We start from the raw sequence: 12006 nt of genomic DNA, 5'->3' as shown, positions 1-12006 counted from the left end.
ACCTGCTGGCCATGACTACTGCCGCCCTGGAACCACGTGCCGGACGCCGCTGTCACAACCCGCTCAACTCCCTGCACGCGGCGCACTACTTCTCTCCCGACCTGGACAAGGAGCTGGCCGCGATCGGCGTCACCCATCCGAGGGCCGTCAACTTCGCGGTGCGGGCCGCCGCGCTGGGTCCGGTCGGCCCGGGGGCGGTCACGGCGGCGTTCTACAACTACAAGCACGAGCTGGTCGCCGAGCACGTGCCCGCCGTGTGGCGGACCGCCACGCCCGAACAGGTCCTGGCGGCACGCGCGCGTGCCGTCGACTCGACCCTGCGCCGCCTGCTCGGCGACGAGACCGTGGCGTCGGAGGGGATGGCCGAGGCCGCGCGGCTCGCGCTGCGGGCCACGGAAGCCTGTTCGCGCGCCGCCCGCCCGCTGTACTCCGCGCACGCCGACCTGCCGGTGCCCCAGGAGCCCCACCTTGCGTTCTGGCACGCCGCGACGCTGCTGCGCGAGCACCGGGGCGACGGACATCTCGCCGCCCTGATGTCCGCGGAGCTGGACGGTCTGGAGGCCCTGGTGACCCACACCGCGACGGGCCGGGGCATGACACCGTCATGGGTGTTCACCACCCGCGGGTGGACCCGCCAGGAGTGGGACGCGGCCGCCGGCCGGCTCCGGGAGCGCGGACTGCTGGACGCCGACGGTGAGCTGACCGAGCGGGGTGTCGCCCTGCGGGAGGAGATCGAGGCGGAGACGGACCGCCTGGACCGGGCCCCGTACGAGCACCTCGGGGCCGACGGCGTACGACGGCTGACAGAGCTCGCGGTGGGGTTCGCGCGGGCCGCCATGGCGGCCGGGGCCTATCCCGCGGACCTGATCGGCAAGCGCTGACATTTCGGGTCACCAAGATTGCCCGGCCGTCTCGGAGGTACCCGTTCCCTTCCCGGTCGTCCTGGCCGGGAGAGGAAAGGGGATCCACATGTTCCGCGCGATCGCAGACGTCCTGCGACAGATCGGTGGCGCCGTCGCCACCGTGGTGACCCTGCCCTTCCGGGCAGTGGCCCGGCTCTTCGGCGGTGCGTCCGGCTCCACGAGGAGCCGCAGGGCCTGACGACCACGGCCTGATGACCGCGCCCTGATCCCGACTGTCGGTGCCACCTGCCACAATTGCCGCGCAACCTCAGTGAGAAGGCGGTACGGGATCGTGACGACACCCGGGTCCAGCGGGTCCACCAGCGCAGGGTCGATCGAAAGCAGGATCGCCGAGGAACTCGGCGTACGGGAGCGGCAGGTGAAGGCTGCCGTGGAGCTGCTGGACGGCGGTTCCACGGTTCCCTTCATCGCCCGCTACCGCAAGGAAGCGACCGAGATGCTCGACGACGCGCAGCTGCGCACGCTCGAGGAGCGGTTGCGGTATCTGCGGGAGCTGGAGGAGCGGCGGACGGCGATCCTCGACTCGGTGCGCGAGCAGGGCAAGCTCACCGAGGAGCTCGAGGCGCGGATCCGCGGCGCGGAGACCAAGGCGCGCCTGGAGGACATCTACCTGCCGTTCAAGCCGAAGCGGCGCACCAAGGCACAGATCGCCCGCGAGGCAGGTCTGGAGCCGCTCGCCGAGGGCCTGCTCGGGGACCCGGGTGTCGCGCCGCTCGCCGCGGCCGCCGCCTTCGTCGACGCCGACAAGGGTGTACCCGACGCGCAGGCCGCCCTGGACGGCGCCCGGGCGATCCTGACCGAGCGCTTCTCGGAGGACGCCGACCTGATCGGCGAGCTGCGCGAGCGCATGTGGGTGCGCGGGCGGCTGGTCGCCAAGGTGCGCGACGGCAAGGAGGAGGCGGGCGCCAAGTTCGCCGACTACTTCGACTTCGCCGAGCCCTTCACGAATCTGCCCTCGCACCGCATCCTGGCGATGCTGCGCGGCGAGAAGGAGGAGGTCCTCGACCTCGTCCTGGAACCCGAGGAGCCGTCCGAGCAGCCCGGTCCTTCCTCCTACGAGGGGATCGTGGCCGCGAAGTTCGGCATCGCCGACCGCGGCCGCCCCGGCGACAAGTGGCTGACGGACACGGTTCGCTGGGCCTGGCGGACCCGCATCCTCGTGCACCTCGGCATCGACCTCAGGCTGCGGCTGCGGACGGCCGCCGAGGACGAGGCGGTCAACGTGTTCGCGGCCAACCTCCGCGACCTGCTGCTCGCCGCCCCGGCCGGCACACGCGCGACGCTGGGCCTGGACCCCGGGTTCCGTACGGGCGTGAAGGTCGCCGTGGTCGATGCGACCGGCAAGGTCGTCGCCACCGACGTCATCCACCCGCACGTCCCCGCCAACCGGTGGGACGAGGCGATCGCCAAGCTGGCCCGGCTGTCCAAGGAGCACGCGGTCGAGCTGATCGCGATCGGCAACGGCACGGCGTCCCGCGAGACCGACAAGCTCGCCGGTGAACTCATCACCAAGCACCCGGAGCTGAAGCTCACCAAGGTGATGGTGTCCGAGGCGGGCGCCTCCGTGTACTCGGCCTCCGCGTTCGCCTCGCAGGAACTGCCGGACATGGACGTGTCACTGCGCGGCGCGGTGTCCATCGCGCGCCGGCTCCAGGACCCGCTGGCCGAGCTCGTGAAGATCGACCCGAAGTCGATCGGCGTCGGCCAGTACCAGCACGACCTGTCCGAGGTGAAGCTGTCGCGCTCCCTGGACGCGGTGGTGGAGGACTGCGTGAACGGCGTCGGCGTCGACGTCAACACGGCGTCCGCTCCGCTGCTCGCCCGGGTCTCCGGGATCACCTCCGGGCTGGCCGAGAACATCGTGTCCCACCGGGACGCCAACGGCCCCTTCAAGGCCCGCACCGAACTGAAGAAGGTGGCCCGCCTGGGCCCCAAGGCGTACGAGCAGTGCGCGGGCTTCCTGCGGATCCGTGACGGCCACGACCCGCTGGACTCCTCCAGCGTGCACCCCGAGGCGTATCCGGTGGTGCGGCGGATGGTGAAGACCGCGGGGCAGGACGTCGCCTCCCTCATCGGCAACACGGGGACGCTGCGTTCGCTTCGGCCGCAGGACTTCGTGGACGAGACCTTCGGTCTGCCCACGGTGACGGACATCCTCAAGGAGCTGGAGAAGCCGGGGCGCGACCCTCGGCCCGCCTTCAAGACGGCGACCTTCAAGGAGGGCGTCGAGAAGATCTCCGACCTCGTCTCCGGGATGGTGCTGGAGGGGGTCGTGACGAACGTGGCGGCGTTCGGGGCGTTCATCGACGTCGGCGTCCACCAGGACGGTCTGGCGCATGTTTCCGCGCTGTCGAAAACGTTCGTCAAGGATCCGCGCGATGTGGTGAAGCCCGGCGACATCGTCAAGGTGAAGGTGCTGGAGGTCGATATTCCGCGGAAGCGGATCTCGTTGACGCTGCGGCTCGATGACGAAGCGGCGGCGAAGCCTTCCGGTGGGGAGCGTCGTCAGCCGCAGCGGGGTGGGCGGCCGCCTCAGCAGCGGCAGCAACGGCAGGCGGCGCCTGCTCCGGCCAACGGTGCGATGGCTGATGCTCTGCGTAAGGCGGGGCTGCTCGATTCCAAGAAAAAGGGGCGGTAGCGGGTTGTGGGGAGCTGCGGGCCCGCTCTGGCTGGTCGCGCAGTTCCCCGCGCCCCTAGGGAGTTTCCGTCACCTTGCCTGATTCGATCTCCAAGCGGCGGGTCACCCTCACGGCGTCCAGCATTCGGCGGTCATGGGTGACCAGCAAAAGAGTGCCTTCGTAGGCGTCGAGGGCGGACTCCAGCTGTTCGATGGCCGGCAGGTCCAGGTGGTTGGTCGGTTCGTCCAGGACCAGGAGGTTGACTCCCCTGCCCTGCAGCAGCGCCAGGGCCGCCCTCGTCCGCTCCCCCGGTGACAGCGTCGCCGCCGAGCGCGTGACGTGGTCGGACTTGAGGCCGAACTTGGCCAGGAGGGTGCGGACCTCCGCCGGTTCCGTGTCGGGGACCGCCGCGCAGAAGGCGTCCAGCAGGGACTCCTCGCCGTGGAAGAGCTGGCGGGCCTGGTCGACCTCGCCGATCAGGACGCCGGAGCCCAGGGAGGACTGGCCGGAGGTCAGCGGCACCCGGCCCAGCAGGGCGCCGAGCAGGGTGGACTTTCCCGCTCCGTTCGCGCCCGTGACCGCCACCCGGTCCGCCCAGTCGATCTGGAGGGACACCGGGCCGAGGACGAAGTCGCCGTGGCGTACCTCGGCGTCCCGCAGGGTGGCGACGACCGCGCCCGAGCGGGGGGCCGAGGCGATCTCCATGCGCAGTTCCCACTCCTTGCGCGGCTCCTCGACGACGTCGAGGCGTTCGATCATGCGCTGGGTCTGGCGGGCCTTGGCGGCCTGCTTCTCGCTGGCCTCGCTGCGGAACTTGCGGCCGATCTTGTCGTTGTCGTTGCTCGCCTTGCGGCGCGCGTTCTTCACGCCCTTGTCCATCCACGAGCGCTGCATCTGCGCCCGGTCCTGGAGGACGGACCGCTTGTCGGCGTACTCCTCGTAGTCGTCCCGGGCGTGCCGGCGGGCCACCTCGCGCTCCTCCAGGTAGGCCTCGTAACCGCCGCCGTAGAGGGTGATCCGCTGTTGGGCCAGGTCGAGTTCGAGGACCTTGGTGACCGTGCGGGTGAGGAACTCGCGGTCGTGGCTGACCACCACCGTGCCGGCGCGCAGGCCCTTCACGAACCGCTCCAGGCGCTCCAGGCCGTCCAGGTCGAGGTCGTTGGTCGGCTCGTCGAGGAGGAAGACGTCGTAGCGGGAGAGCAGCAGGGAGGCGAGGCCCGCGCGGGCCGCCTGGCCGCCCGACAGGGAGGTCATCGGGAGGTCCAGGTCGACCGCGAGTCCCAGGGAGTCGGTGACCTCCTCGGCGCGTTCGTCGAGGTCGGCGCCGCCGAGGTCGAGCCAGCGCTCCAGGCTGGTGGCGTACGCGTCGTCGGCGCCCGGGGCCCCGTCGACCAGGGCCTGGGTCGCCTCGTCCATCACCCGCTGGGCCTCGGCGACTCCGGTGCGGCGGGCGAGGAACGCGCGCACGGTCTCCCCCGGGCGCCGCTCCGGCTCCTGCGGGAGGTGCCCGACGGTGGCCGTCGGCGGGGAGAGCCTGAGCTCCCCCTCCTCCGGCGCGAGCAGTCCCGCGAGCATCCTGAGCAGCGTGGACTTGCCCGCGCCGTTGGCCCCGACCAGGCCGATCACATCTCCGGGCGCGACGACGAGGTCGAGCCCGCTGAACAGGGAACGGTCGCCGTGGCCGGCGGCGAGGTTCTTGGCGACGAGGGTGGCAGTCATCAGACCGTCGATCCTAACGGCGGTGGCGGTTGCCCGGCGCCCGGTTTCTCAGCGGGCCATCGCCTCCACCAGGACACTTCCCGAGGTCCGCGCCACCACGAACGATTCTCCCTTCACCGCCTTGGCGTCCAGGGCGATCCGGTGCCGGCCCGCTTCCAGGACGCCGTCGAAGACCTCCTGGGCGTGGGTGCGGTAGAGGCGGTCGAGGCGGTACGCCGTCAGGCGCACCCGGCACGGTGAGGTGACCTCGACACCCGCCTCGCCTGCGGCGGCGACCAGCCGGGTCAGCCGGCGCTGTTCGACGGGGCTGCGGTCAAGGGCGTGCTCTACCTGGGCCACGAGCAGCGGGACGATCGGGGCGAGACCCTCGACGTAGGCGACGTCGACGCCGGCGCGTTCGAAGGAGCGGCGTACGGCGGCACGTTCCTCCTCGGTGACCGCGCGGCCGAAGGCGACGGCGCCGTAGCCCCGCAGTTCGTCGGGGTGGACGGCTCCCACCTCGTGGGTGATGTCGGCGCCGATGCCGATGGTGCGCAGGGCGGCGGCGAGTTTGGCGAGGACGGCGACGCGGGCGCCGATGAGCAGGACCCGGCGTCGGGCTCCCTCCGAGCCGTTGCCGCCCCGGAGCAGGGAGTCGAGCGCCGCACGGTACTCGGCGCCCCGGAAACGGAACGGTCCGATGCCGTGGTAGCCGCTGAGCCGGAGGTCCACGCCCTCGGTGCTCTGCCAGGCGAAGTCCTTCCAGATGACATCGTCGCCGTCCCGCTCGATGACGGCGGTGACGGCTCCGCAGGCGAGGTCCTCGCACTCGGGGCAGCCGTAGATGACGTGACGACCGCTCGGAAGCGGGGCGTCCGTCTCGCCCAGGAGGCTGCGGACCTGGGCGGTGAAGATCGCGGGTGGCACGTCGGAGGCGAGAGGGGAGACGGCGTCGAGGTCGGAGAGCTGGAAGAGGAGGGGGCGGCCGTCGACGATGAAGTCCACGAAGTCCCGGTGTACCTGGAAGTCACCGTTGGCGAGGACTCCACCGGCACGCATCGCCGGTGCCAGGCCGAAGGTCGCGTAGGCGGCAGACATGGTGTGAGTATTCCCGGCTTTGGGCCGGTCTGAGCACGGCATGGGTCATTCCGCTCACGCCGGGCGGCGCGGTCGTCCGACGTGCACCTCTGCGGGTACGGGGAGTTGGCGGCGCGGCCCGGCGTCAGCGGCGTACGCATGGTCGAAGGAGGACCGGTCGGAGAGGGTGTGACCGCCTCCTCGGTGTGCGCCGGATCAGCTGTGGTCGTGGCCCAGCGGGTCGCCCTCCGTCTCGGTGCCGGGGCCCGGGCCGATCTGGATCCCGAAGTCGCCGTCGTACTTCCGGTGGCCCTCGATCACGGCGAGTTCGACGGCCTCGGAGCCCATCTCGCCGCGCACGATGAGCGGGTCCCGGCGCAGGTCGCGCATGAGGGCGACGCACATGCCGATCATCACCAGCACGAAGGGCGCGGCGGCCAGGATGGTGAGGTTCTGCAGGCCGGTGAGCGCGTCGCCCTGGCCGCTGCCGACGAGCAGCATGATGGCGGCGACCGCTCCGGTGACCACACCCCAGAACACGACGACGAACCGGCCGGGTTCGAGGGCGCCCCGCTGGGAGAGCGTGCCCATCACGATGGACGCGGCGTCGGCGCCCGACACGAAGAAGATACCGACCAGGATCATCACGAGCAGGCTCGTCGCGGTGGCGAGGGGGAACTCCTGGAGCACGCCGAAGAGTTGGCCCTCCGGAGTCGACTCGCCGCGGAGCGCGCCGCCCTCCTTCAGCTTCATGGCCGTACCGCCGAAAATCGCGAACCAGACGAGGGTGACCGTGCTGGGCACGAGGATGACGCCGCCGACGAACTGCCGGATGGTGCGGCCGCGGCTGATGCGGGCGATGAACATGCCGACGAAGGGCGTCCAGGAGATCCACCAGGCCCAGTAGAAGACGGTCCAGCTGCCGAGCCAGTCCGCGACGCCCTTGCCGCCGCTCGCCTCGGTGCGTCCGGCGAGCTGGGGCAGGTCGCCGAGGTAGGAGAAGACCGAGGTGGGCAGCAGGTCGAGCACGATGATGGTGGGGCCCGCGATGAACACGAACACGGCGAGGATCAGGGCCAGCACCATGTTGGTGTTGGACAGCCACTGGATGCCCCGCTCGACGCCGGAGACGGCCGAGAGCACGAAGGCCAGGGTCAGCACGGCGATGATCGTGACGAGCAGACCGGTGCTGACGTCGTGCATCCAGTCGAGTTCCCGGAAACCGGAGCCGATCTGGAGGGCGCCGAGGCCCAGGGAGGCCGCGGAGCCGAAAACGGTGGCGATGATCGCGAGGATGTCGATCACCCGGCCGACGGTGCCGTTGGCGTGCCTCTCCCCGATGAGCGGGGTGAACACGGCGCTGATGGTCTGCCGCCGGCGCTTGCGGAAGGTGCTGTAGGCGATGCCGAGGCCGACCACCGCGTAGATCGCCCAGGGGTGCAGGGTCCAGTGGAAGAGGGTGGTGGCCATCGCCGTCTCCATGCGTTCACCGGAGTTGGCGGGGGTCGTGCCCGGGGGCGGGGTCGTGTAGTGCGAGAGGGGCTCGCTGACGCCGTAGAACATCAGGCCGATGCCCATGCCGGCGCTGAACATCATCGCGACCCAGGACACCGTCTTGAACTCGGGCTCCTCGCCCTCGGCGCCCAGGTGGATGCGGCCGTAGCGGCTCATCGCGAGCCACAGGGCGAACACCACGAAGCACGAGGCGGCCAGCATGAAGGCCCAACCGCCGTTGTGGATCAGCCCTTTGAGCATGGTGGTGGAGACGTCCTCCAGGGAGTCCGTCGCGGCCCAGCCCCAGATCACGAAGGCCAGGGTGATGACGGCGGTGACACCGAACACCACCCGGTCGGTCTCGTGGCCGAGGATGCCCGCGGCACCTTCCCGGCCACCTCTCTTCTTCAGGTCTTCAGTCATCTGCGGCACCTTCCCCTGGGGCGGTGGATACGCCGGTTTTCACACAGTTCCCCAGGACCTACCACAGGTGCCGCAGATCTCGACCGATTCAGCAGCCGGTGCCGGGCCCCCCGGCGGTGACGGCTCCGGTCACTGTCCCGCCTCCGGGAGACGCTGGGTGGTGCGCGGGGCGCGGACACCGTCGAGGGCTCGCGCCGCATCCGGTACGACCGTCTCGGCGCCCTTCGTCGCGTGCGCGAAGGCGGCGGCGCCGCCGACCAGCGGGACGCGGGCCGAGGTGCGGGTCAGGTCGATCGTGAGGGTGGGCTTGGTGGACGGCGGGTCGATGAGGTCCTTGTCGGTGCCCGCGACGATCAGGGCGAGGCGGTGGCCCGCCGGGACGACGTGGTCCGTGGCGCCGAGGTCGAGGGTGATGGTGTACGCCCTGCCCGGGGTGAGCGGGACGCCCTTGCGGTCCGAGGCGTGGTTGCCCAGGTCGGCCCAACCGCGGCTGACCACCGTGTAGTCGACCGCCGTGGTCTTCGCCCGGGTCTCCTTGAAGCAGGCACTGTCGCCGGCCGTGCTCACGCCCCAGCAGGTGCGGTCGGTGAGGGTGGTGATGCCCTCACCGCCGGCCGCGTAGTCACGGATGGTGTCGGGGCCGAGGTCCACGAGCACGGCGGAGAGATGGGCCGTTGAGGTGGTCGGGGTCGCCGTGACCGTGACCTTGGAGGGGCCGGACAGACGGAGGTCCTTGGTGAGGGTGCCCGTCGTGAAGCCCGCCTTGTCGGGGGTGGAGGTGTCGATCCGGGCGGCCCAGTCGGTCTCGCTGAGCGCCGGGTCGTCGGTGACGGTCTCGGTGCCCTTGGCCCTGGTCAGGCCGAGGGTGCCGACACCCGGCTCGGTGCCCTGGGCGGGGCGCAGAGTGGTCGCCGAAGTGCCGCGCGGGGGCCAGGACTTGGAGGTGACCCACTGGTCGGGGTGGCGTTCGATGTCGGCCATGGGCTCGCGGTCGATGCCGTTGTCGTAGCCGAGGAGTTCGTGGTCGAACCAGCGGTGCAGGGTGTCGACCCACTCCGCGCGCCGGAAGTCGAAGGGGTCGACGTGGCCGGTCTGGGAGAGCCAGATCTTGCGCTCGACGCCGTTCTTCGCGAGGGCGTTCCACCACGGACCGACGTGCTGGAGACGGACGTTGAGGTCCTGCATGCCGTGGACGAGGAAGACGCTGGCCTTGACCTTGCGCGCGTCCTTCACGTAGTCGCGCTCGGTCCACAGCGGGGTCCAGTCGCCGGTGCGGGGTGCCTGGTCGACGAGTTTCTGCTGGACGGCGGCGCACTTGGCGCGGGCGTCGGGGCTGTCGACGTAGTCGGAGAGCCAGTCGGGCCCGGAGTCGTAGAGCGGGGCGCCCTGGGAGAAGTAGTAGTCGTACCAGGTGGAGATGGCGCTGATCGGGACGATGGTCTTCAGTCCCTTGACGCCGGTGGCGGCGACGCCGTTGGCGATGGTGCCGTCCCAGCTCTTGCCGATCATGCCGGTCCTGCCGTTGGTCCAGGTGGCCCTGGCCTTCGCTGTGCCCGTGCGGCTGGTGTACGCGGTGGCCCGGCCGTTGAGCCAGTCGACCACCGCCTTGGCGGACTGGATGTCGGAGCGGCCGCCGACGTCCACGCAGCCGTCGGAGCGGTTGGTGCCGGCGAGGTCGACCCCGACGAAGGCGTAGCCGCGGGGCACGAAGTAGTTGTCGTAGAACAGCGGCATCCGGACGACGTTCCCCTGGGCGTCGTACGTCTTCAGCTGGCTCTCGTTGCCGCGTCCGCAGCAGGAGTAGTACGGACTGGCGTCCATGATGACCGGGACCTTGCGGCCCCGCTGGGCGGGTTCGCGGGGCCGGACGATGTCGACGGCGACACGGTCGGTCTTTCCGTCACCGTCGCCGTCGAGCCGGGTGTCCACCCAGACGGCCTCGCGGACGGCGTTCTCGTACGAGTAGATCGGCTGGCTCTCGCGCGGGGCCGTGCGGGTCTGTGCCTGTGCGGTCGCGGGCGCGAGGAAGGTCGCCAGCAGGGCGGCGGTGGCCGCGGCGGCTGTCGCGAGCGGTCTCCAGGTCGTGAAGCGCGTGCGTATCGACATGGGCGGACGGTACTGCGGTCAACTCCCGCACAAAAGAGGGCCCATTGAGTCCATGACGGCCGAATGGCGATCGTGTGACAGGAGGGACCGTGGACACTTCCGGCTCACAGGTGGTGAATAGGCTGCGAACAGACTTCATCTCCCCACGACTTGGAGCTTTCGTGCACCGCAGACTCATCGCACCGGGCGCATTCGCGGCGGCCTCCCTGATGCTGGCGATCCCGGCGTCGGCGGCGGGCTTCTCCCCCGGCGCTCCGGGCATCGGCGACCCCTACTACCCGGACTACGGCAACGGCGGATACGACGTCTCCCACTACGACCTGCGGCTGAAGTACCAGCCGGCGACGGACGAGTTGGAGGGCACGGCCACCCTTCTGGCGCGCACCACGCAGGACCTGTCCCGCTTCGATCTGGACTTTCTCCTCGACGTGAGCGAGGTGCGGGTCAACGGCGCCAGGGCGTCGTTCACCACCTCCGGTGAGCACGAGCTGGAGATCACGCCGAAGTCGCCGCTGGCCAAGGGAACGTCCGTGACGGTGGTGGTCCGCTACAGCGGGGTGCCGTCGTCGAAGCAGGCGTACGGCTTCACGAGCTGGCACCGCACTCCGGACGGCGGGGTCGGGGCGAACGAGCCCGAGGCGGCCTGGTGGTGGTTCCCCAGCAACGACCACCCGCTCGACAAGGCCACCTACGACGTGTCGGTCCTCGTGCCGGACGGCAGCCAGGCCATCTCCAACGGCACGCTCCAGTCGACGAGTTCACGCCTCGGCTGGACCCGCTGGAACTGGCGCTCCGACAAGCCGCAGGCCACGTATCTCGCGACACTCGCCGTCGGGAAGTTCGACCTCACCACCGGGACGACAGACGGTGGCCTTCCGGTCGTCAACGCCTACAGCAAGGACCTCGGGGCCAACTACGGCGCGGCGCGGGCCAGTGTCGAGCGGACCGGGGAGATCGCCGACTGGCTGAGCGGGTACTTCGGGCCCTACCCCTTCGACGCGCTCGGCGGCTATGTGCCGAACACGAACACCGGGTACGCGCTGGAGACACAGACCCGGCCCTTCTACAGCCCGCGCCAGTTCGCGAACGGGTCCAACACCTCCGTGGTCGTGCACGAGTTGGCCCACCAGTGGTACGGCGACCTGGTGTCGGTGCACGGCTGGAAGGACATCTGGATCAACGAGGGCTTCGCGCGGTACGCGCAGTGGCTGTGGTCCGAGCACGAGGACGAGGGGACCGCGCAGGAACTCGCCGACTACGTGTACGCCTCGCACCCGGCCGACGACGTGTTCTGGACGGTGAAGCCGGGTGACCCCGGGCCGGAGAACCAGTTCGACATCGCGGTCTACGACCGGGGCGCGCTGGCCCTGCAGGCGCTGCGGAACGAGATCGGCGACGACGCGTTCTTCGCGGTGCTGAAGGGCTGGCCGCAGAAGTACGCGTACGGCAACGCCTCCGTCGCCGAGTTCCAGAAGTACGCCGAGGAGGTGTCGGGGCAGTCGCTGGCCGCGCTGTTCGACACGTGGCTGTTCCAGCCGTCGAAGCCGGGGGCGCCCGCGGCGCGGGGTGCGTCGATCGCGAGGACCGCGCAGGCTCCGGTGCAGCCCAAGTCGTGGAAGCAGATCGCGGCGACGAACGACGTGCACACCGACTAGGGGTTGAGGGCG

8 protein-coding genes are annotated in these 12006 nt (G+C 70.5%); 4 read left to right on the top strand and 4 right to left on the bottom strand.

What is annotated here, in order from left to right:
• The first annotated feature begins 11 nt into the window (after positions 1–11).
• The 3 genes from ACIRP7_RS23810 (at position 12) to ACIRP7_RS23800 (ending at position 3561) form a co-directional block, all read left to right on the top strand.
• The gene (locus tag ACIRP7_RS23810) at positions 12–881 is read left to right on the top strand and encodes a hypothetical protein (protein WP_403662936.1); all 870 of its coding nucleotides are present in this window, start codon (positions 12–14) and stop codon (positions 879–881) included.
• 88 nt (positions 882–969) lie between these two features.
• Positions 970–1101, top strand: coding sequence for an LPFR motif small protein (locus tag ACIRP7_RS23805; protein WP_403662933.1), 132 nt, complete (start codon positions 970–972; stop codon positions 1099–1101).
• A 93-nt stretch (positions 1102–1194) separates the two neighbouring features.
• Complete coding sequence (locus tag ACIRP7_RS23800) at positions 1195–3561, top strand: Tex family protein (protein WP_403662930.1); 2367 nt, start codon at positions 1195–1197, stop codon at positions 3559–3561.
• Positions 3562–3616: 55 nt separating this feature from the next.
• Here ACIRP7_RS23800 and ACIRP7_RS23795 read toward each other — a convergent pair whose 3' ends face one another.
• The 4 genes from ACIRP7_RS23795 to ACIRP7_RS23780 all read right to left on the bottom strand — a co-directional run bounded on the left by ACIRP7_RS23795 (position 3617) and on the right by ACIRP7_RS23780 (position 10339).
• On the bottom strand, positions 3617–5260 hold the full coding sequence (locus ACIRP7_RS23795) for an ABC-F family ATP-binding cassette domain-containing protein (RefSeq protein WP_403662927.1): 1644 nt from the start codon (positions 5258–5260) through the stop codon (positions 3617–3619).
• A gap of 48 nt (positions 5261–5308) precedes the next feature.
• Positions 5309–6337 carry an oxidoreductase gene (locus tag ACIRP7_RS23790; RefSeq protein ID WP_403662924.1) on the bottom strand — a complete coding sequence of 343 codons (1029 nt, stop codon included), beginning with the start codon at positions 6335–6337 and terminating at the stop codon, positions 5309–5311.
• A gap of 195 nt (positions 6338–6532) precedes the next feature.
• Positions 6533–8233: a BCCT family transporter gene (locus tag ACIRP7_RS23785; RefSeq protein ID WP_403662921.1), complete on the bottom strand. Its 1701-nt coding sequence runs from the start codon at positions 8231–8233 to the stop codon at positions 6533–6535.
• 129 nt (positions 8234–8362) lie between these two features.
• Entirely contained in the window at positions 8363–10339 is a 1977-nt protein-coding gene (locus ACIRP7_RS23780) for a Xaa-Pro dipeptidyl-peptidase (protein ID WP_403662918.1), read from the bottom strand.
• Between the two features lie 161 nt (positions 10340–10500).
• Here ACIRP7_RS23780 and ACIRP7_RS23775 point away from each other — a divergent pair, with 161 nt between their 5' ends.
• Positions 10501–11994, top strand: coding sequence for a M1 family metallopeptidase (locus ACIRP7_RS23775; protein ID WP_403662915.1), 1494 nt, complete (start codon positions 10501–10503; stop codon positions 11992–11994).
• Positions 11995–12006: the final 12 nt, after the last annotated feature.

Origin of the sequence: Streptomyces sp. NPDC102270 (assembly GCF_044766405.1) — a bacterium.
Taxonomy (GTDB): domain Bacteria; phylum Actinomycetota; class Actinomycetes; order Streptomycetales; family Streptomycetaceae; genus Streptomyces.
This window is presented reverse-complemented; position numbering and strand designations above follow the sequence as displayed.

What these genes read in the sequence shown, in the direction of transcription:
- ACIRP7_RS23810 (WP_403662936.1), top strand. Translation starts at nt 12, where the DNA reads ATGACTACTGCCGCCCTGGAACCACGTGCCGGACGCCGCTGTCACAAC.
- ACIRP7_RS23805 (WP_403662933.1), top strand. Translation starts at nt 970, where the DNA reads ATGTTCCGCGCGATCGCAGACGTCCTGCGACAGATCGGTGGCGCCGTC.
- ACIRP7_RS23795 (WP_403662927.1), bottom strand. Translation starts at nt 5,260, where the DNA reads ATGACTGCCACCCTCGTCGCCAAGAACCTCGCCGCCGGCCACGGCGAC.
- ACIRP7_RS23790 (WP_403662924.1), bottom strand. Translation starts at nt 6,337, where the DNA reads ATGTCTGCCGCCTACGCGACCTTCGGCCTGGCACCGGCGATGCGTGCC.
- ACIRP7_RS23785 (WP_403662921.1), bottom strand. Translation starts at nt 8,233, where the DNA reads ATGACTGAAGACCTGAAGAAGAGAGGTGGCCGGGAAGGTGCCGCGGGC.
- ACIRP7_RS23780 (WP_403662918.1), bottom strand. Translation starts at nt 10,339, where the DNA reads ATGTCGATACGCACGCGCTTCACGACCTGGAGACCGCTCGCGACAGCC.